This is a genomic window from Rhizobium grahamii CCGE 502 (assembly GCF_000298315.2).
GTDB classification, from domain to species: domain Bacteria; phylum Pseudomonadota; class Alphaproteobacteria; order Rhizobiales; family Rhizobiaceae; genus Rhizobium; species Rhizobium grahamii.
The window spans coordinates 22,981-43,738 of sequence record NZ_AEYE02000003.1 but is presented as its reverse complement, the minus strand read 5'-3'; the positions used below and the strand labels follow the sequence as shown (position 1 = coordinate 43,738).

15 protein-coding genes are annotated in these 20,758 nt (G+C 61.0%); 5 read left to right on the top strand and 10 right to left on the bottom strand.

Annotated elements, in window-relative coordinates:
* Positions 1 to 14: 14 nt before the first annotated feature.
* The 5 genes from RGCCGE502_RS01340 to RGCCGE502_RS01320 all read right to left on the bottom strand — a co-directional run bounded on the left by RGCCGE502_RS01340 (position 15) and on the right by RGCCGE502_RS01320 (position 8,202).
* A complete protein-coding gene (locus tag RGCCGE502_RS01340; protein WP_016552365.1) occupies positions 15 to 224 on the bottom strand; it encodes a hypothetical protein in 210 nt (69 codons plus the stop codon).
* Between the two features lie 150 nt (positions 225 to 374).
* Positions 375 to 2,267 (bottom strand): TPR end-of-group domain-containing protein, encoded by a 1,893-nt coding sequence (locus tag RGCCGE502_RS01335; RefSeq protein WP_016552364.1) that lies wholly within the window; start codon positions 2,265 to 2,267, stop codon positions 375 to 377.
* Between the two features lie 217 nt (positions 2,268 to 2,484).
* Positions 2,485 to 3,624, bottom strand: coding sequence for a molecular chaperone DnaJ (gene dnaJ / locus RGCCGE502_RS01330; protein ID WP_016552363.1), 1,140 nt, complete (start codon positions 3,622 to 3,624; stop codon positions 2,485 to 2,487).
* 86 nt (positions 3,625 to 3,710) lie between these two features.
* Positions 3,711 to 5,627 carry a molecular chaperone DnaK gene (dnaK, locus tag RGCCGE502_RS01325; RefSeq protein ID WP_016552362.1) on the bottom strand — a complete coding sequence of 639 codons (1,917 nt, stop codon included), beginning with the start codon at positions 5,625 to 5,627 and terminating at the stop codon, positions 3,711 to 3,713.
* Positions 5,628 to 5,862: 235 nt separating this feature from the next.
* Positions 5,863 to 8,202, bottom strand: a complete 2,340-nt coding sequence (locus tag RGCCGE502_RS01320) for a transglycosylase domain-containing protein (RefSeq protein WP_016552360.1) — start codon at positions 8,200 to 8,202, stop codon at positions 5,863 to 5,865.
* A 235-nt stretch (positions 8,203 to 8,437) separates the two neighbouring features.
* On the opposite strand from RGCCGE502_RS01320, the gene RGCCGE502_RS01315 reads away from it, so the two are divergent.
* The gene (locus tag RGCCGE502_RS01315) at positions 8,438 to 8,761 is read left to right on the top strand and encodes a GCG_CRPN prefix-to-repeats domain-containing protein (RefSeq protein WP_040673870.1); all 324 of its coding nucleotides are present in this window, start codon (positions 8,438 to 8,440) and stop codon (positions 8,759 to 8,761) included.
* Between the two features lie 177 nt (positions 8,762 to 8,938).
* Complete coding sequence (locus RGCCGE502_RS01310; RefSeq protein ID WP_016552358.1) at positions 8,939 to 9,121, top strand: hypothetical protein; 183 nt, start codon at positions 8,939 to 8,941, stop codon at positions 9,119 to 9,121.
* 402 nt (positions 9,122 to 9,523) lie between these two features.
* Here RGCCGE502_RS01310 and RGCCGE502_RS01305 read toward each other — a convergent pair whose 3' ends face one another.
* Both RGCCGE502_RS01305 and RGCCGE502_RS01300 read right to left on the bottom strand, forming a co-directional pair.
* Positions 9,524 to 10,912, bottom strand: coding sequence for a dipeptidase (locus RGCCGE502_RS01305; RefSeq protein WP_016552357.1), 1,389 nt, complete (start codon positions 10,910 to 10,912; stop codon positions 9,524 to 9,526).
* A gap of 171 nt (positions 10,913 to 11,083) precedes the next feature.
* Complete coding sequence (locus tag RGCCGE502_RS01300) at positions 11,084 to 11,500, bottom strand: MarR family winged helix-turn-helix transcriptional regulator (protein WP_016552356.1); 417 nt, start codon at positions 11,498 to 11,500, stop codon at positions 11,084 to 11,086.
* Between the two features lie 423 nt (positions 11,501 to 11,923).
* On the opposite strand from RGCCGE502_RS01300, the gene polA reads away from it, so the two are divergent.
* The 3 genes from polA to RGCCGE502_RS01285 all read left to right on the top strand — a co-directional run bounded on the left by polA (position 11,924) and on the right by RGCCGE502_RS01285 (position 18,083).
* Positions 11,924 to 14,923, top strand: coding sequence for a DNA polymerase I (gene polA, locus RGCCGE502_RS01295; RefSeq protein WP_016552355.1), 3,000 nt, complete (start codon positions 11,924 to 11,926; stop codon positions 14,921 to 14,923).
* A gap of 171 nt (positions 14,924 to 15,094) precedes the next feature.
* Positions 15,095 to 17,446, top strand: coding sequence for a DNA translocase FtsK (locus tag RGCCGE502_RS01290; protein WP_016552354.1), 2,352 nt, complete (start codon positions 15,095 to 15,097; stop codon positions 17,444 to 17,446).
* Between the two features lie 259 nt (positions 17,447 to 17,705).
* Positions 17,706 to 18,083: a VOC family protein gene (locus tag RGCCGE502_RS01285; RefSeq protein WP_016552353.1), complete on the top strand. Its 378-nt coding sequence runs from the start codon at positions 17,706 to 17,708 to the stop codon at positions 18,081 to 18,083.
* 405 nt (positions 18,084 to 18,488) lie between these two features.
* Here RGCCGE502_RS01285 and RGCCGE502_RS01280 read toward each other — a convergent pair whose 3' ends face one another.
* The 3 genes from RGCCGE502_RS01280 to RGCCGE502_RS01270 are packed head-to-tail and all read right to left on the bottom strand — an operon-like array spanning position 18,489 to position 20,746.
* Entirely contained in the window at positions 18,489 to 18,995 is a 507-nt protein-coding gene (locus RGCCGE502_RS01280; RefSeq protein WP_016552352.1) for a GrpB family protein, read from the bottom strand.
* Between the two features lie 15 nt (positions 18,996 to 19,010).
* Complete coding sequence (phnN, locus tag RGCCGE502_RS01275) at positions 19,011 to 19,610, bottom strand: phosphonate metabolism protein/1,5-bisphosphokinase (PRPP-forming) PhnN (RefSeq protein ID WP_016552351.1); 600 nt, start codon at positions 19,608 to 19,610, stop codon at positions 19,011 to 19,013.
* Positions 19,607 to 20,746, bottom strand: coding sequence for an alpha-D-ribose 1-methylphosphonate 5-triphosphate diphosphatase (locus RGCCGE502_RS01270; protein WP_016552350.1), 1,140 nt, complete (start codon positions 20,744 to 20,746; stop codon positions 19,607 to 19,609). Before RGCCGE502_RS01270 ends, phnN begins: the two co-directional genes overlap by 4 nt.
* Positions 20,747 to 20,758 lie beyond the last annotated feature (12 nt).

Genomic DNA, 20,758 nt, shown 5'->3' with positions numbered 1-20,758 from the left:
CTCTGCTCTGCCGGTCAGTGCAGCTCGCGCTCGTGAAGGGCGACGAGCAAATCGTCCTGCGTCTGATGGCCGGCATGATAGAGATCTATCGCGATGCTGGCGATCGCAAGTCCCTGCTGGCTGCGCAGCTTGATATTGCGCTCAGCGCACCACGCGTAGAGCGCGCCGGCGAGCACATCAACATCGTCAGACTGGAAAGACACGGAAGCGGCTGCTGCCATCATGGAAGTTGCCCTCGATTTTTTGGTTGATCCCCGCAAGGATACTGGCCGCTTCGTGTGACTTTGCAAAGCGCCATTGATTGCCTGCGTTAACGCAAGACAGATGCGCATTTCGGCCTGTTCCAGAATGGAACAATTGTCGGGGCGCCCGCGCTATTCCGACGCCACCTTGAAGTCCAGCGAGGCTGAGCAGGCCGCGATCGCATCCAGCATCTTTTCGAATCGGGGGTGATCGCGCACCGAATCCAGATCCGAATCATGCTTGAACCACAGGATGTGATAACAGGACGACAGCGGCAGTAGCTCCTCCAACAAGTCCAGCGCAGCGTCGCATTCGTTCAGCAACGCGTAAACACAGGCGATGTTATACTGCGCAACAATGTCATCCGGGTCGATCATCTGGGCGCGCCTCACCCACTCCTTTGCTTTTTCCGCCTCGCCCATGTGCGCCAGGGCGAGCGCGCCGCGATGAGCTGGGCCTGAATTTTCCGGATGCCGCTCCAGGGCCTCTTCGGCGCGCTCGATGCAGATGTGCGCCCAGTGCGCTCGTTCTTCCTCCAGCCCGAGCGATCGACATGCGCTCATCAGATGTATCGGCGACAAATAGTCGTCCGGCCTGATCTCGGCCGCCCTGGTGAAGAATGTAATGGCTCCTTCGAACTTGCCCTCCATGAAAAGGAAGCGGCCATAGTGGAAATTCGCCTCATAGAGATCGGGCTCCAGCGCCAGCGCCTTTTCGAACTCGCTCAGCGCCTCTTCGTCGCGCCCGTCCTGGTGCAGCGCCAGCCCGCGCGAGGCGTGCGCCTCCGCGAGATTTGGATCGAGCGCAAGCGCCTTGGCGCTCAGATTGAGAATCCCCTGTAGCGTATACTCTCCCGCATGCCAGTCGCGCAGCGCCGACTCGCAATCGGCCATCCCGGCATAGGCACGCGCATATTCCGGATCGAGAGCGACCGCAGTCGCAAACATACGCCGCGCCAGAAGCAGATAAGGCCGCGTCCAGGTGTGAGAAAGTTGCCGGCCGCGCAGGTAATAGGTGTAGGCTTCGACATTGCATGTCTGCTCGGCTTCGATCGCTCGCCGCTCCTCCGGCAGCAGCTTGATCTTGAGTTGATCGACGATCGCGTGGGTGATCTCGTCCTGGATCGCAAAAATATCGGTCAGGTCACGGTCAAAGCGGTCCGCCCAAAGGTGCCCGCCGTTCTTCGCATCAATGAGCTGCCCGGTAATGCGCACCCGCTGCCCGACCTTGCGGACGCTGCCCTCGAGAACGAAGTCGACGCCGAGCTCGGCCGCGACCTGCTTCACCTGCACGGATTTTCCCTTGTAGGTGAAGGCGGTGTTGCGTGCGACGACGTAGAGGTTCGATACCTTGGAGAGGTCGGTAATGATGTCTTCGGTGATGCCGTCCGAAAAATACTCCTGCTCGGCGTCACCGCTCATGTTGGTGAAAGGCAAGACGGCAACGAGCTGCTTGTGCTTTTCCTTGGCTGCGGCCAGAGCGGCCTTGTTCACTTTCAGCGGCAGCGCCCGCCGCGGAGAGATCGCATAGACCCTGATCGGTTCCTTGATGTTCTTGAGCCTATGCTCGCCGCGATCCTCGAACGATAGGTCGAGCCGCGAACCGACATGGTCCTTGACCGAGGCGGAGACAGCAATACCGCCGGGTTCGGCCAAAGTTTCCAGCCGGGCGGCAACATTGACGCCATCGCCGAAAATATCGCCCTCCTCGACGATAACATCGCCAAGATGAATACCGATCCGGAACTCGATGCGCTTGTCTTCAAGTACGGAGAGGTTTCGCTGCGCCGTCTCCCGCTGCACCTCGTCGGCACAGGCAACCGCGTTCACAATGCTGGAGAATTCCACCAACATGCCGTCACCGGTCATCTTGACGATGCGGCCGCGATGCTGCGCAATTTTCGGGTTGAGGAGCTCCGTGCGGCAGGACTTTACCGCACTCAGCGTCCCGGATTCATCTGATCCCATCAATCGGCTGTAACCGACGATATCTGCTGCGAGGATGGCTGCGAGACGGCGTTCCAAGTGTCCCTCGGCGCTGCTATGTTGTTCGGCCTGCTAATTTACCCTTTTATTATCTTAATGTCCCACCAATCATTTGGCTGATCCAAAATAGTAAAGCCATTTTGACTGCGAAAGTCGCGCCCGCGCAACAACCCTGCATAGGCAGTCCGGAGCAAAAAACAATAAAGGCCCGGTTGCAGGAACAACCGAGCCTCTTAGCATTTTATCGATGGCCCGATCAGCCCTCGAAGAATTCCTTCATTCGGGCAAAGAACCCCGTCGATTCCGGATTGTTTTCCTTCGAGGACAGCTGCTCGAACTCCTGAAGGAGTTCGCGTTGCCGCTTCGTCAGCTTCTGCGGAGTCTCGATCTGGATCTGGATGTAGAGGTCACCCGTCTGCGGCGACCGCAGCACCGGCATGCCCTTGCCCTTGAGGCGGAACGGCTTGCCGGCCTGCGTGCCTTCCGGCACGGTAACGCGCGACTTGGTGCCATCGAGCGTCGCCACGTCAAACGTGCCGCCAAGTGCCGCCGTCGTCATCGAGATCGGGATGGTGCAATAGAGGTCGGCGCCGTCGCGCTGGTAGAATTCATGCGGCTTGACCGACAGGAAGATATAGAGATCGCCCGCCGGACCACCACGCATGCCGGCCTCGCCCTCGCCCTGCAGGCGAATGCGGGTACCGTCTTCGATGCCGGCCGGAATGTTCACCGAAAGCGAACGCTCTTCGGTGACGCGACCCTGGCCATGGCACTTCGTGCACGGATCGGGAATGATCGTGCCGCGCCCATGACAGGTCGGGCAGGTCCGTTCGATCGAGAAGAAGCCCTGGGCAGCGCGCACGCGGCCGGAACCCTGGCAGGTGCCGCAGGTTTTCGGCTGCGTGCCGGGCTTTGCGCCCGAGCCGGAACAGACGTCGCAAGTGATCGATGTCGGAACGCGGATTTGCGCCGTCTTGCCGGAGAATGATTCCTCCAGCGAAATTTCCATGTTGTAGCGAAGATCGGCGCCACGCTCGCGGCCACCCGAAGAGCGCTGCCGCTGACGCCCGCCGCCCATCATCTCGCCGAAGATATCCTCGAAAATATCGGAGAACCCACCACCGCCGCCAAAGCCACCGCCGCCGAAGCCGCCACCGCCCATGCCGCCATGCTCGAAGGCTGCGTGACCGTAACGGTCATAGGCCGCCCGCTTCTGCGGATCCTTGAGCATTTCGTAGGCTTCGTTGATTTCCTTGAATTTACGCTCGGCCTCATGATCGCCCGGATTCTTGTCCGGATGGAATTTCATGGCGAGTTTGCGGAAGGCGCTTTTCAGCTCTTTTTCGTCCGCCGTCTTGGCGACACCCAGCGTTTCGTAAAAATCGGCTTTTGCCATTAAGGATCAGACCCCGGAAATGGATTTCCGGCTGCCATGGTGGGCAGCCGGAATGTCAGTTTCAAACGTGACCGTTTTGGTCCAGCTTACGCGGACTTCTTGCGGTCGTCGTCCTTGACTTCTTCGTAGTCGGCATCGACGACATTGTCATCACCAGCTTCTGCGGATGCGTCTGCCGCACCACCTTCAGCCTGCTGGGCTTCATAGATCGCCTGACCGAGCTTCATGGAGACTTCCATGAGGGTCTGGGTCTTTGCCTTGATGTCTTCGGCATCCGGCTCGGTTGCCTCGACGGCAGACTTCAGAGCAGCAATCGCATCTGAGATCGCGGTGCGATCGGCCTCGGTCACCTTGTCACCGTAATCCTTCAGCGACTTCTCGCTGGAGTGGATCAGGCTTTCGGCCTGGTTCTTGGCTTCCACGCCTTCGCGACGCTTCTTGTCGGCTTCGGCATTGGCTTCGGCGTCCTTGACCATCTTTTCGATGTCGGCGTCGGAGAGACCACCAGATGCCTGGATGCGGATCTGCTGTTCCTTGCCGGTGCCCTTGTCCTTGGCCGAAACCTGCACGATGCCGTTGGCGTCGATATCGAAGGTGACTTCGATCTGCGGAACGCCACGCGGTGCCGGCGGCAGGCCAACGAGGTCGAACTGGCCGAGCAGCTTGTTGTCGGCAGCCATTTCGCGCTCACCCTGCGAAACGCGGATGGTGACGGCCTGCTGGTTGTCGTCGGCGGTCGAGAAGGTCTGGCTCTTCTTGGTCGGGATCGTGGTGTTACGCTCGATCAGACGGGTGAAGACGCCACCGAGGGTCTCGATGCCGAGAGACAGCGGGGTCACGTCGAGGAGCAGAACGTCCTTGACGTCGCCCTGGAGAACGCCGGCCTGGATGGCGGCGCCGAGTGCGACGACTTCATCCGGGTTGACGCCCTTATGCGGCTCCTTACCGAACAGCTGCTTGACGACTTCCTGCACCTTCGGCATGCGGCTCATGCCACCGACCAGAACGACTTCGTCGATCTCGGCTGGCGTTACGCCGGCATCCTTGAGAGCAGCCTTGCACGGTGCGATCGTGCGCTGGATCAGATCCTCGACAAGGCTTTCGAGCTTGGCGCGGGTCAGCTTCAGCGTCAGGTGCTTCGGACCGGTTGCATCGGCCGTGATGAACGGCAGGTTGATTTCGGTCTGCTGCGAGGACGACAGTTCGATCTTTGCCTTTTCGGCAGCTTCCTTGAGGCGCTGCAGAGCAAGCTTGTCGCCCTTCAGATCGATGCCGTTGTCCTTCTTGAACTCGGCAACGAGGTATTCGACGAGACGCATGTCGAAGTCTTCACCGCCGAGGAAGGTATCGCCGTTGGTGGACTTCACTTCGAAGACGCCGTCGCCGATTTCGAGGATCGAGATATCGAAGGTACCGCCACCCAAGTCGTAAACGGCGATGGTCTTGCCGTCCTTCTTGTCGAGACCGTAGGCCAGCGCTGCCGCCGTCGGCTCGTTGATGATGCGCAGAACTTCGAGGCCAGCGATCTTGCCGGCATCCTTGGTTGCCTGGCGCTGTGCGTCGTTAAAGTATGCGGGAACGGTGATGACGGCCTTTTCGACCTTTTCACCGAGATAGGATTCAGCGGTTTCCTTCATCTTCTGAAGGATCATCGCGGAGATCTGGGCAGGCGAATAGCCGGTGCCGCGGGCCTTGACCCATGCGTCGCCATTGTCGCCCTTGGTGATCTCGAAAGGAACGAGAGCCTTGTCCTTTTCAACCGTCGGATCATCGTAGCGGCGGCCGATGAGGCGCTTCACTGCGAACAGCGTATCCGTGGGGTTGGTGACTGCCTGGCGCTTGGCCGGCTGACCGACGAGGCGTTCGCCATCTTCGGAAAATGCGACGATCGAAGGCGTCGTGCGCGCACCTTCGGCGTTCTCAATGACCTTCGCGTCCTTGCCGTCCATGACAGCGACGCAGGAATTTGTCGTTCCGAGGTCGATACCAATTACTTTTGCCATGTCATTCTCTCCTTGAAGCAAGCTGTCGGAACCCCGAGAAGGCATTTCCCTGACAGCCCCTTACGGGATGGGTCTTTAAGATTAACGCAATCGTGATTGCGGTGATGCCGCGTATATAAGGAGCGGTTTTCGGGACTGCAAGGCGAGAAATGGCCAGAAAACCAGCAAAACAAGCGCCCAGCGATTAATTTCGACACACACAGGAAAATGGCATTTTCCTCACCGAATGCTTTGGTTATTGCCCCATGATCAAGTCGAGCAAAGTCGTCCGTCTCGGCCTGTGTGCCGGCGCCGGTTCAGGCTCGCCAATGTCACCTGGCGGCAGCGCGTCGCCGTAGCCATAATCGCCGTCCTCAGCGATGTCTGCGGGAGGCACGGGGCCGCCGTTATCAGGCGTCATCGGCTGGCGTCTTGGCCGACCCGGCGCCTGCGGATAACGCTCGGCGCTCTCACCAAAGACGCCGGAAAGAATGCTGCCGATCGTTGTCGGTTCTTCAAGCGGCGGCGCTATGCCAGGCTCGGCAGATGCCATCGGCTGATCGCCCAAGCCGGGATTGGCTGCCGGATCCGCCATGAACTGACCGTTGCCGAACAGCGGCGCCGGCGACAGTCCCTTGTGCGCGGCAACCATGAACTCCTGCCAGGCCTTGGCGGGCAAGCCGCCGCCCGTGACTTTCTTCATTGGCTTGCCGTCGTCGTTGCCGAACCAGACGCCCGTCGTGAGGTTGCTGGTGAAGCCAACGAAGAGCGCGTCGCGCGAGTTCTGGGTGGTGCCGGTCTTGCCGGCGGCCTGCCAGCCGGAAAGCTTGGCGCTCTTGCCCGTTCCCTGGTTGATGACGCCCATCATCATCGTATTCATGTTTGCGGCGATCGCTTCCGACAGGACGCGCGGCGGATTGTCGTAGGTGTTCTCATAGAGCACCTTGCTGCCGTCGGCCGTCGTCACCCGGCGGATCACGTGCGGCGTCGCCTTGTAACCACCATTCATGAAGGCGGCGTAGGCGCCGGTGAGCTCCATCAACGATACTTCAGAGGTACCCAAAGCGATCGAGGCATTCGGCTGCAGTTCCGATTCGATGCCGAGACGGTGTGCAAGCTTGATGACCTGGTCCGGCCCGTCATACATGACAAGCTGGGCGGCGACGGTGTTCAGCGACTTCGCAAGCGCCGTCGCAAGCGTCACCTCGCCATTATACTTCTTCTCGTAGTTCTCGGGCGTCCAGTCGCCGATGCGGATCGGCGCGTCGTTGAACACGGAAAACGGCGTCAGACCCTTTTCCAAGGCCGCGGCGTAGACGAACGGCTTGAAGGACGATCCCGGCTGGCGTTTGGCAGTGACGGCGCGGTTGAACTGGCTGTCGGCATAGTCCCTGCCGCCAACCAGCGCGCGGATTGCGCCGGTGCCGTCGAGCGAAACCAGGGCCGCCTGTGAGGCATCGAGCTTGGCGCCGTCCTTGCCGAGGACGTCATTCAGCGATTGCTCCGCGCGCTTTTCCAGCGTCTTGTCGATCGTCGTATCGACGACGACGTCTTCCTTGACGTCACCGATCAGGCCGGGGAGCTGGTCCATCACCATATCGGCGACGTAGTGACCGGCGCCCGACCAATAGCGCTTCGCCTTGGCCGGCGTCTGCGACATGGCGGTCTTCACCTCGTCATCGGTGATATAGCCCTGCTCGCGCATCGTCTGCAGCACGACCTGCGCGCGGGCATTGGCCGCCTCGGGATCGCGTGCCGGTGACAGGCGCGACGGTGCCTTGACCAGGCCGGCAAGAAGGGCGGCTTCCCCAAGATTCACATCACGCGCGGACTTGTTGAAGTAACGACGCGAGGCCGCCTCGACGCCATAGGCGTTCGAACCGAAAAACACCCGGTTGAGATACATCGCAAGGATCTGCTCCTTGGTGTATTTCTGCTCCAGCCACAACGCGAGCAGGACTTCCTGCACCTTGCGCTCAAGCGTCCGGTCGGGCGACAGGAAGAGGTTCTTTGCAAGCTGCTGCGTCAGCGTCGAACCGCCCTGGACCATGTGCCCGGTCGTCAGGTTGGTGACCAAGGCGCGTGCAAGGCCAAGCGGATCGACGCCGAAATGCGAATAGAAACGGCGGTCTTCGATGGCGACGATCGCTTCGGGGAGGTATGGCGACATGTCTTCGAGTGCCAGCGCTTCGCCGCCGGTCGTGCCGCGATTGGCAAGGACGCTGCCGTCGACAGCGGTGATCTTGACGTTCGGCGGACGCTCCGGAATGGCCCAGGTGCTGGCGCTCGGCATACGTGAGCCGTAGTAGACGACGAGACCGGCGACGCCGATCCCGGCCCAAATCCCGAAAACGATGCACCAGTAGACAAGGCGACGGACGAAAGCGAAGAGCCCACCGCCGTCGCGATCACGGCGGTCTCGTTTGCGTCGCTCCGGCTGCCGCGAACGGGACGATTTCGGCGCCGGGCGCCTGGTCGAGCGTCCGCGCACCACGCGGTCCTCGGCATCGAGCGCGAAATCGTCATCATCGTCACGGTCGTCGCGACCGCTAAAAGAAGGTTCGATCCTGTCGCGTGATTTGCCTCTGCCCGCCATCTAGTACCCGGTACACCCCATCTTCGCATCCTGCCGCGGCGACGCGGCGGAAACCGTGATTTGTCAAACGGTTTCCCACCCGGTTGAACTTTAAATGCGGCGATTTAAGGGGTGGTTAAGAAGTGGTTAGAAGCCGATCGGCCTGCCCCAATAATGTCAAATTTGGTTCAGCCCCCGTTCACCGAACCGGCTCTCTAATCGGCAGGCAAGGGACTTGCATATCAGAGGTGCAGAGATGCGTATGAGAATGATTGCAGCCGCGATCGCCATGTTTGGATTTGGCGTTTCCATGGCTGAAGCGATGCCGATTGCGCCGGTGAACGGCATTGCGGCCAAGAATACGGTGCTCGTCGACTATGCCTGCGGGCGCGGCTATCACCTGACCCGATGGGGCAATTGCCGACCGAACTGGAACCGGCCCCCGCCGCCGCGTTATGGCTGGCGCAATGACCGTCGCCCTTATGGTTGGGGCGGCCCGCCGCGCTATGGTTGGCGCTACGAGCGGTCCTACGGATGGGATCGCCCGCCGCCGTGGGTGCGCGGCCGCGATTGGCGCTGACCGCGCAGCCTAGCCAGAGAATCACAAAGCCCGGCCCCGGCCGGGCTTTTTTATTCGGCTTACCAAGCCACGCTTTTTCGGCATGGCTGCCATTCGTTGCGACTGTCACAAATCTGACATATAGCACGTCGAATTGCGCCTAAGATTAGCGCAGACCGCGCAATATGTAGGCATTTCATGAGCATCGACTTTAACAACACCGAAGAATTCAGGCTGCGCGAAGTCTGGAGCGTGCACGAGTTTGCACGCCACCACCGGCTGACCAAAATGGAAGAGAGCCGTCTGAAGATGCTACACGGTCCGTTTGCCGAGATGCGCGAACTGCTTGCCTCGCGGCAAAGTTCAGTTTCTCTCTGGTAAGCGGGAACTATTAGCAAGCCCGTGAATTATGCCCAAAGCGAAATACGCCCTACACGTTTCGCTAAAGGTCGGCCGTCTCCCCTCAAACGAGCCGATCGCGATCCGGCCCGGTGTCTCTCCCAGAGCGCCGGGCCGTCCTCTTGAAACGCGGGACAAGCATACTGATATATAGCCCAACATGTTGCAGCCGGTGGAAAGCTGGGCGCGCCAGCAACGTTGCCGCTTCCGCCGTTCTGATCGTGGCTCGCCGTTAACGATTCGTTAACCTTTCCCGATCAGTCTGGCTGCAACATTCGCTTCCTCCTTGACCACGGATGTACTGGCATCGAAGTGAAGCGAATGACGAAAGGCCGGTTTGTTCCGGCCTTTTTGTTTTTCAGGCGTTGGAACGCCGCTGCGGCTTTACTTGGCCAGCGCTTCCAGGATGCGGATCCAGGAGCGGATGCCCTTGTGATAGGAAACGAGCTCGTACTTCTCGTTCGGCGAGTGAATGCGATCGTCACTGAGGCCGAAGCCGACGAGCAGCGACTCCATGCCGAGCATCTTCTGGAAGTCACCGACGATCGGGATCGATCCGCCCATGCCGATGACGACGGCAGGCTTCGGCCACTCGTCGGAAAGCGCGTTCTTCGCCTTCGTCAGCACCGGCGAATCGTAGGAAAGGTGGATGGCCGGCGAGCCGCCGTGCGGGTGGAACTCGACGGAGCAATCCGCCGGGATCTTCGACCGGACATAGGCGCGGAAGCTTTCGCGAATGGCATCAGGATCCTGGCTCCCTACGAGACGGAACGAAACCTTGGCCGAGGCCTTGGCTGCGATCACCGTCTTGAAGCCTTCGCCGGTATAGCCGCCCCAGATGCCGTTGACCTCGGCTGTCGGCCGCGCCCACGTCAGTTCTAGGACCGACCTGCCCTTTTCGCCCGAAGGAATCGACAGGCCAACCTCGCCTAGGAAGGTCTCCGCCGTCTTGCCGAGTGTTTCCCAGGATGCCTTGAGATTCGCGGGCGTCTCCTCGACACCGCTATAGAAGCCTTCGAGGGTGATACGGCCCGTTTCATCGTGCAGTCCAGCGAGAATGGCCGTGAGAATGTGGATCGGGTTCGCAGCCGCACCGCCGAACAAGCCGGAATGCAGGTCGCGATCAGCCGCGGTTACGACAACCTCCTCGCCGACAAGCCCGCGAAGCGCTGCCGCAATCGCCGGGGTATCACGGTCCCACATGCCGGTGTCGCAAACCAGTGCGTAGTCCGCCCTCAGTTCGGCGGCGTTGGCCTCGAGGAACGGCTTCAGCGACGGCGAACCCGATTCTTCTTCACCTTCGAAGAGGATGGTAATGCGGCAGGGCAACGCGCCGTTGACTTCCTTATACGCGCGGCAGGCCTCGACGAAGGTCATCAACTGGCCCTTGTCGTCGGAGGTGCCGCGACCGGTGAGGACCTTTCGGCCGTTGCCGATGTCCTTGATCGCCGGCTCGAAGGGGTCATTCTCCCAGAGTTCGATGGGATCGACGGGCTGGACGTCGTAGTGGCCGTAGAACAGCACATGCGGCGCGTCGGCTCTTGCCGCCGCGTGATGAGCGACAACCATGGGATGACCGGGCGTGTCGCGCACGGAAGCCTCGAAACCCAGCGTCTTCAGATAGGACACGAGCCATTCCGCCGCCTTGCGGCATTCCGCCTTGAAGGCGGGATCGGTCGAGATGGACTTGATCCTCAATAACTCAAACAGCTTGTCGAGGCTTGATGGCAGGTTCTGGTCCGCGCGCGAAAGCACCGGCATTGCATCGGTCATTTTCGACTCCTTTCGAAATTTCGCGGGACGATAGACCAAAGGTCGACTGCTTTCGAGGCGAAAAAAGCAGAGCAGCGGAACGCAACAGCAAGGAATGGGGCAAGGGGCACGGAGACGAGTCTGGCCGCCTTTACAACGCGACACCGATAACGGCAACGAAATGGCGTCGGCTCACAGCTTCTTGGCGTTGTCGAGAAGCCGGCGGATATATTCGAGAGTCAGTTCCCGTTCGAAACTCTTAAAGCCTTGAAAGAGCGCAAGGTCGGCTTCTCGCGCCGCCTCGATCGCATCATCTTCCATGCCCTTCGCCTTGTCGGTGAGAAAGATCAACTGGGCCCGTTTGTCGGATGGATGCGGACGACGATCGATCAGCCCGTCGCGCGCCATGCGTGCAAGCGTATTTGCCATGGTCGCCTGTTCGATGTCGACGCGGGCCAGCAACTGCTTCTGCGTCAACCCGTCCTCGGCCCAGAGTTCGAGAAGAACCGGGAACTGCCCTGGCGAAAAGCCGAGCCGCGCCGCGCGCTGCTGTAGCGAACGAGCGAAGCCCTTGGCCAGCTGGCTGGCAAGGTAGGCCCCCGAGTCCATACGATTACTTCCCATCTTCTCAGTTAGTCGCAAAAAACTCGACGAAACAGTGCAACAAATCGCATACGACGCATCACTAGTGCTTCATCGCAGGTTGTCCTTCGGAAGATAGAGCAGAAAAACAAAGCCGCCATAGCCTGGAGGTCTGGCTATGGCGGCTCTAAAATGGGGACAAAGGCCCGGAGAGGGGATAAGGCCTTTGTCCAAGTCCGATGCGGCGGGGGACAAGCCAGCTATCAGACCCTCGACGCGACCAAACACGATCAAACGTCGGTAGTAATCATTTGTGATCGGGAATGTGGCTTTTCAAGGGAAAGCCGTGGATTGACTATTACAAATTAGTAACAGTTTGGTGAGCCAGAATCTTTTCGGCCTTCCAACTTTATATGGACCTTCCAAGACCGCCGCGCTATCCATGACGCCATGAAAAAAGGCGATCATCTTTTCCTTGTCGACGGCTCCGGTTTCATTTTTAGAGCCTTTCACGCACTCCCCCCGTTGACCCGCAAAACCGATGGTTTGCCGGTAGGCGCGGTGTCAGGATTCTGCAACATGTTGTGGAAGCTGCTGACGGATGCGCGCGACACATCGGTCGGCGTGACCCCAACGCATCTGGCCGTCATCTTCGACTACTCGGCAAAAACGTTCCGCAAGGATCTCTACGATGCCTACAAGGCAAATCGCTCAACGCCGCCCGACGAGCTTATCCCGCAATTCGGCCTGATCCGGCAGGCAACGCGGGCCTTTAATCTGCCGTGCATCGAGACGGAAGGCTTCGAGGCCGACGACATCATCGCAACTTACGCCCGCCAAGCCGAGGCCCTCGGCGCTGACGTGACGATCGTCTCTTCGGACAAGGATCTGATGCAGCTGGTTACTACTGCGGTCCACATGTACGACAGCATGAAGGACAAGCAGATCGGCATTCCTGACGTCATCGAGAAATGGGGCGTGCCGCCCGAGAAGATGATCGATCTTCAGGCGATGACCGGCGACTCGGTCGACAACGTGCCTGGCATCCCAGGCATCGGCCCGAAGACGGCGGCGCAGCTGCTTGCCGAGTATGGCAATCTCGATGCGCTTCTCGAACGCGCGACCGAGATCAAGCAGGAGAAGCGCCGCCAGACGATCATCGAGAATGCCGACAAGGCTCGCCTGTCGCGCGAACTGGTGCGACTGCGTACCGACGTTCCGCTCGAACTCAAGGTGGAAGACCTGATCCTCGAGCCGCAAAACGGGCCAAAGCTGATCGGCTTCCTGAAGGCCATGCAGTTTACCTCCCTGACGCGGCGTGTGGCCGATGCTTGTGATTGTGATGCCAGCGCCATCGATGCGGTCGATGTTCCAGTCGAGTGGGGCGCCGCGGCCCGCGGGCCAGATCTCGACCTCGCCCAGCCCGCGCCGGTTGCCGGCGGCATTCCTGATGTCGCTGGCGAGGCGGTGCCTGTTCCGGCAAAGGCGAATGGCGTGAACGGTCGGGAAGGCACTTTCGTCCCAGCGGATCTTGCCAAGGCACGCGCCGAGGCGTTTGCCTCGTTGCCCTTCGATCACTCGCGCTATGTCACCATTCGCGATGTCGCGACGCTCGACAAATGGATTGCCGATGCGCGCGATACCGGAGTGGTCGGCTTCGATACCGAGACGACGTCGCTCGATGCGATGCAGGCGGAACTCGTCGGCTTCTCGATGGCGATCGCCGACAACGACAAGAATGCCACGGGTACCAACATCCGCGCCGCCTATATCCCGATCGGCCACAAGACGGGCTTCGGCGATCTGCTCGGCGGTGGATTGGCCGACAACCAGATCCCAATGCGTGATGCCCTGCCCCGGCTGAAGGCGCTTCTGGAAGACGAGTCGATCCTGAAGGTCGCCCAGAACCTCAAATACGACTACCTCCTGATGAAGCGCTACGGTGTCGAAACGAAGAACTTCGACGATACGATGCTGATCTCGTATGTGCTCGACGCAGGTACCGGCGCGCACGGAATGGATCCGCTGTCGGAAAAGTTCCTCGGCCATACGCCGATCGCCTACAAGGACGTGGCCGGCAGCGGTAAGTCGAACGTTACATTCGACCTGGTCGATATCGATCGCGCGACGCACTATGCCGCGGAGGATGCGGAGATCACGCTCAGGCTCTGGCTGGTGCTGAAGCCGCGCCTTGCCGCCGAGAAACTGACGACGGTTTACGAACGCCTCGAACGGCCCCTGCTTCCGGTTCTCGCCCATATGGAAGAGCGCGGCATTACCGTCGACCGGCAGATCCTGTCGCGCCTATCCGGCGATCTCGCGCAGGGCGCCGCCGCGCTCGAGGACGAAATTTTCAAGCTCGCGGGTGGGCGCTTTACCATCGGCTCACCGAAGCAGCTGGGCGACATCCTGTTCGGTAGGATGGGACTTGCCGGCGGCACGAAGACGAAGACCGGCCAGTGGTCGACCTCGGCGAGCGTACTCGAGGACCTCGCCGCCGAGGGCTTCGAGCTCCCGCGCAAGATCGTCGACTGGCGCCAGCTGACCAAACTGAAGTCGACCTACACCGATGCGCTGCCGGGATACGTCCATCCCCAGACGAAGCGGGTTCACACTTCCTATTCGCTAGCGTCGACGACAACCGGTCGCCTGTCGTCCTCGGAACCGAACCTGCAGAACATTCCGGTGCGGACGGCGGAAGGCCGCAAGATCCGCACGGCCTTCATTTCCTCGCCGGGCCACAAGCTGATTTCGGCCGACTACAGCCAGATCGAGCTGCGCGTGCTCGCGCATGTGGCCGAGATCCCGCAGCTGACGCAGGCGTTTGCCGATGGCGTCGACATTCATGCGATGACCGCGTCGGAGATGTTCAGCGTACCCGTCGAGGGCATGTCGTCAGAAGTGCGGCGTCGCGCCAAGGCGATCAACTTCGGCATCATCTACGGCATTTCCGCGTTCGGCCTCGCCAATCAGCTCTCGATCGAACGCTCGGAAGCGGGCGACTACATAAAGAAGTATTTCGAACGCTTCCCCGGCATCCGCGACTACATGGACAGCCGCAAGCAGATGGCGCGTGACAAGGGCTACGTCGAGACGATCTTCGGGCGGCGAATCAACTATCCGGAGATTCGCTCCTCCAACCCGTCGGTTCGCGCCTTCAACGAGCGCGCGGCGATCAACGCGCCGATCCAGGGATCGGCGGCCGATATCATTCGCCGGGCAATGATCAAGATGGAACCGGCACTCGCCGAAGCAGGGCTCGGCGACCGCGTCCGCATGCTCCTGCAGGTGCACGACGAACTGATCTTCGAGGTCGAGGACGCAGACGTCGAAAAGGCCACTCCGATCATCGTTTCGGTGATGGAAAACGCCACCATGCCGGCACTTGAAATGCGCGTGCCGCTCAGGGTCGATGCGCGTTCGGCCACCAATTGGGACGAAGCGCACTAGGCGCTTCGTCGAAAATCCATTAAAATTTTACTACCGTTCAAGCCATTGATATGCAACGGTTTTGCATGAAATCCGCGACGAATGAAGGCGCGGATGGAAGGAACTTATTAACCTTCATTTCCTAATCCGAGAGCGGGTATTAGTTGCTAATCATGAGTGAGTAGCTGTCGTATGCGCTTTCCGAGAACCAATCTGACAGGGGCCGAGGAGATTTCCGCGGAAGTCGAAGGTGAACAGCTGCAGGAACACGCAGGCGAGAAGCCTACGGCGCCAATCTGGCAGAACAATTTTTCACTGGCTCCGAATGTGCGGTTCACCCGCACGCCCGAGAATCTGATCAATCCGAAGCGCGTGCCGACGCCACCCGGTCACACGCCGCCGCTTGCGCTGCAGGAGCGCGTTGCGGCGGAAATCCGCGCAAGCGTGGAATCGCTGGCGCCAGTAGTCGCTAACCTTCCGCTCGAGGTCTATGAAGCCGTGATTCCGCCTGCGATCGAAGTGCAGCCGGCTGTGGCTGTATCACCTGTCATGTCGGCCGAGCCTGAAACCCAGACAATTGTCCGCGCCTCCACGGAACTGGCTGCCATCTCGGACTTCGCGTTCTGGGAAGTCATGGCATTCGAGGAAGCCGCGGCTGAACCGATCCTGCTGCCGCCGGTGGTTTCGCTGCCGAAGCCAGAGGTCAGCCCCGAATCGATCATCAGCCGGTTCCGCGTCATGGAGTGGCGACCAGGTCGACAACATCAGGCCATTGCCGTTGCGCCGATGCCTGAGCCAGTCGCCCCGCCGCCCGTCGCGCCCGCTCCCGGTTTGACGCGCGGCCGCGCAACGCAAAGCCCCGTCGCGACCGAGCAGACCCGCTTGGAAGAAGCGGTACAAGTCGAGCCAAAAACGCAGCCGATCGCTCCGCTGCCGGTTCGCGCTTTGGCGCCGCAGCCGCTCGCACCGGCCCCTCGATTTGCCGCGCCGAAGGTCGTCCCCTCGAGGGTCGATGCCTCGGGCTACGAGTTCCCTTCACATTCGCTGCTGCAGGAGCCGCCAGAGCGCGTGGGCGAGATCATGTCTCAGGAGACGCTCGAGCAGAATGCCGGGCTTCTCGAAAGTGTGCTCGAGGATTTCGGCATCAAGGGCGAGATCATCCATGTCCGCCCCGGCCCCGTCGTGACACTTTACGAGTTCGAGCCGGCACCGGGCGTGAAATCGTCGCGCGTCATCGGCCTCGCCGACGATATCGCCCGCTCGATGTCAGCACTGTCGGCACGCGTTGCCGTGGTTCCCGGTCGCAACGTCATCGGCATCGAACTGCCGAACGCGCTCCGCGAAACCGTCTATTTCCGCGAGATGATCGAAAGCCAGGACTTCGAGAAAAGCGGCTACAAGCTGGCACTCGGGCTCGGCAAGACGATCGGCGGCGAGCCAGTTATCGCCGAGCTCGCGAAGATGCCGCACCTACTCGTCGCCGGCACCACCGGTTCGGGCAAGTCCGTCGCCATCAACACGATGATCCTGTCGCTGCTCTACCGGATGTCGCCGGAACAGTGCCGCCTGATCATGGTCGATCCGAAGATGCTGGAACTCTCCGTCTATGACGGCATCCCGCACCTTCTGACGCCTGTGGTCACCGACCCCAAGAAAGCCGTGATGGCGTTGAAGTGGGCGGTGCGCGAAATGGAGGACCGCTATCGCAAGATGTCGCGCCTCGGCGTGCGCAATATCGATGGCTACAATGGCCGCGTGGCGCAGGCGCGTGACAAGGGCGAGACCATCCATGTCATGGTCCAGACCGGCTTCGACAGAAGCACCGGCGCTCCGATCGAGGAGAGCCAGGAGATGGACCTGACGCCGATGCCCTACATCGTCGTCATCGTCGACGAGATGGCCGACCTGATGATGGTCGCCGGCAAGGAAATCGAAGGCGCGATCCAGCGCCTGGCGCAGATGGCACGTGCGGCCGGCATCCACCTGATCATGGCGACGCAGCGTCCGTCGGTCGACGTCATCACCGGCACGATCAAGGCAAACTTCCCGACGCGGATTTCCTTCCAGGTGACGTCGAAGATCGACAGCCGCACCATCCTTGGCGAACAGGGCGCCGAACAGCTGCTCGGCCAGGGCGACATGCTGCACATGCAGGGCGGCGGGCGGATTTCGCGCGTCCACGGACCGTTCGTTTCGGATGCCGAGGTCGAGAAGGTCGTGGCACACCTGAAGACGCAGGGTCGCCCAGAGTATCTCGATACGGTTACGGCTGATGAGGATGAGGAAGCCGGCGAGGAAGAGGACAGCGCGGTCTTCGACAAGAGCGCCATGGGCTCCGAGGACGGCGACGAACTCTACCAGCAGGCAGTCAAGGTCGTTCTGCGGGACAAGAAGTGCTCAACCTCCTACATCCAGCGCCGCCTCGGCATCGGCTACAATCGTGCGGCTTCGCTCGTCGAACGTATGGAAAAGGAAGGTCTCGTCGGCCCGGCAAACCATGTCGGCAAGCGCGAGATCGTGGCTGGACGCGGCGAAGGGGAGTGATCTCCCGGACGGCATGAATCGCTGGCGGGCGCCATAGGTGACCGCTAGCCTGTGCACGAGGCCACAGCGCATTCCCGGGCCAGGATTCGGCCTTGTTGCGAAGTCCGCTACGGTGCGACTGCCGGGTGATTGCGACACGATGCCTCCGCAGATATAGATACCCCGTAGGCACCGCCCTTCATGTTGAAACATTTGGAGCGCGCGCATGGTCTTCCGCACCGCCGGAGCCATTCGCGACGTCTCGGAAGGAGATTGAGCGATGACAGAGATCGCTGATCATGGTGTCCGCTTCGGGCGCATTGCCGCGATGCTTCCCGTAAAAGATATCCGTCGGGCATTGGAGTTTTACAGCGGCGTCATGGGCTTCACCAAGGTATTCGAAAACGGCAACCCGGTCGGCTTCGTGATCCTGAAGCGCGATGCCGCCGAACTGCATCTGACGCTGCAACCGAACCACGAAATCCCCAACTTCAACGTCGCCCATCTCATGGTCGACGATGCGGATGCTCTCTATGCGTTGTGCGAGGCGCATGGCGCGCGGATCATCAAGCGGTTGCAGGACAAGGACTATGGCCTGCGTGCCTTCGTGTTCGAGGATCCGGACGGCAACCGTATCGATGTAGGACAGGTGATCTAGGCCAACACAACACCCCGCGCCGGAAAAAGCTCCGGTGCGGCGTGGTCTGGCTGGGATAGGCAGGCGGCAGTTGTAGTGGATAGAGATTGCCAGGCGGTGCAGCCTGCCCGATCGCATCGAGATCTCCGCTCTTCCGGGCCGACAGGAGCGTCTCTCGGCCTTTCCGATGCGGCGGATCGCCAGCCCTGACGACCTACGATCCCTCTTCTGCAACCATCATCGAACGCCGGACTTTCGACCAGTTTTGTCAGATCCGGTTCGCGACCCGGCTCCCTGTCCAATGACGCTGCCAGTGTGCGTCAGATCATGGATGCGGGGATGGGCGGGGACAATACGGCGGGCAAGCCCCCTGAGATCGCTTCGAAGTTTTCCTACTACGCAAAAAAATTATCCGCGCAACGACCGTTAGGCCTCGATCATCGCAAGCCGCAGCATCTCTGCGACGAAATCGCTCTTGCCGCCGGTGTAGATATCCCAGTCGCCATTGGCCTTTGCGGCAAGGTGACGTTTCAGCGCCTGATACTCGGCCGCCCTTTGCGGGTGGCAGCGGAGGTGGTCGCGAAACAGGATACGGTCACGGTGAGCCGGATTATCAGGTGCGCAGAGATAGAGGCGTAGGCCATAGCCGTCATGATCGCGGGTGAAGGGCCAGCGGCCGTCGCCGTGGGGATCGCCGTGAGCCCGGAAACCGGCAGATGGAAGCAAAGAGGCGACCGAATTGCGTGCCGTTTCGTCCACCAGCACGGCATCGAGATCGATCTTCGGCTTGGCCGCCAGTCCGGGGACCGCTGTGCTGCCGATATGCTCGATCGTGAGGATGCTATCCGCCGCCAGCGCCAGCAGTTCGCGTCTTGCGGCGTCGAAGAGAGCGGGCCATGCCGGGTCGTAATCGAGAACCCTGATTGGCCGCATCTCCCCGCCTCCGCGTCAGCCGATCTCTGCCAGAAACGCGTTCAGCGCATCGATGATCCTGCTTCCGCCTTCTTCCAGCGAACCGCTGTTGTCCAGGTCGACGACGTCGTAGTCGCCGCGCACCGTCAGGGGGCCGCGTGCGAGCCTGGCCATGATGTCTTCATGCGTCTCGCGGCCGCGAGCCTCCAGGCGGCTTGCCAACACCTCGGCGGTCGCTGTCACATTGATGACCTTGAGCCGCGGGAAAACGGCCTTGAAGTGGTGGAGCGCCGAACGCGAGCCGTTGGCAATGACCAGGTTTCCTTGCGCCAGCGAGACAGACACCTCGGCCGGTATGCCATATTTCAGGCCGTGCGCTTCCCACCAGACCGCGAAGTTACCCGCCTGCTCCATCGACGCGAAGCCCTGGGCCGACACGGCAAGATGCTGCTCGCCGCCGGCATGGGTGTGGCGGGTGATGACACGGCGGACAAAATGCACATCCGGACGGCCCTGGAAGTGCTTGGCGGCGAGCGCCATCAGCGTGTCCTTGCCGGCACCGCTCGGGCCGACGACGACCACCATGATGCCGCGTTCCGTTCCCGGAACAATGTGAGGTTCGTGCGAGGGCATCATGCGACTCGGCGTCCTTCGCGCCAAACGGAGCGAGTGACCGGAACGCCGTGGTCCCGGTAGACCCGCACGAGGTCAGCGCGCAGGCTAGGCGCGATCCGGCCACGGTCGTTGAGGTTGACGGTGCGCGCCGGCGTCGACGTAACCATGGCGATTGCCTGCGGCAGCGAAATGCTCTCGACGTCGTCGGCCAGGATGAACGGCGCATAGAGCAGGCTGAGTGGCACGTAATCCGACGACAACACGTCCAGCACGCCCCGTTCCGCAAGGTCGCGGGCCGCGATGTTGCCCGAGTGGGACTTGCCGCGCACCACGTTCGGGGCGCCCATCAGCACGCTCATGCCGTGGCCATGTGAGGCCTTGGCGGCGTCGAAGCTGGTCGGGAACTCAGCGAGGCGCACCCCGTTCTCGATCGCCTCGTCGACATGGGCGAGCGTGGCGTCGTCGTGGCTGGCAACGGTGATGCCGCGCTCGGCGCAGACCTTGGAAATTGCCGTGCGGTGCGGCGTGGAATTGCGCTCGGATTCGGACACGCGGCGGTCGACGAACTTGGCGAACTCGGCGTCGGAGAGGCCACGCTTCTTCTGGTAGTAGAAGATATACTGGTCCATCGTCTGGAATTGGCGCTGGCCGGGCGCGTGGTCCATCAGCGAGACGAGACGAACGTAGGGATCGTTTTCGAAATCGGCGAAGTGCTGCAGCACGTTGTCGGCCGAAACCTCGCAACGCAGGTGGATCAGGTGCTCGGCGCGCAACCGGCCTTCCTGCTCTGCCTTCTGGATTGCATCGGCCATCTCGCGCATCTCGCCATGCTCGAAGCCACCGTCCTCGTCAGCGCCCATGCGCAGGCAATCGAAAACCGTGGTGATGCCCGAGGTGACGATCTGGGCATCGTGCGCCTGAATCGCGGCCGTCTTGTGCCAGCGCAGGCCGGGGCGCGGCGAATAGTGACCTTCGAGATGGTCGGTGTGCAGTTCGACGAGGCCGGGGATCAGGTAGTCACCCTCGAAGTCTTCGCCGACATGCGAGCTGCCCGTCGAGATATCGGCAATCTTGCCGTCGCGGACGAGGACCGATCCGTTGACGATCTCGTCTTCGAGGACGATACGCGCATTGGAAAAGACGGTTTCTTTGCTCATGGATCAGGTCTT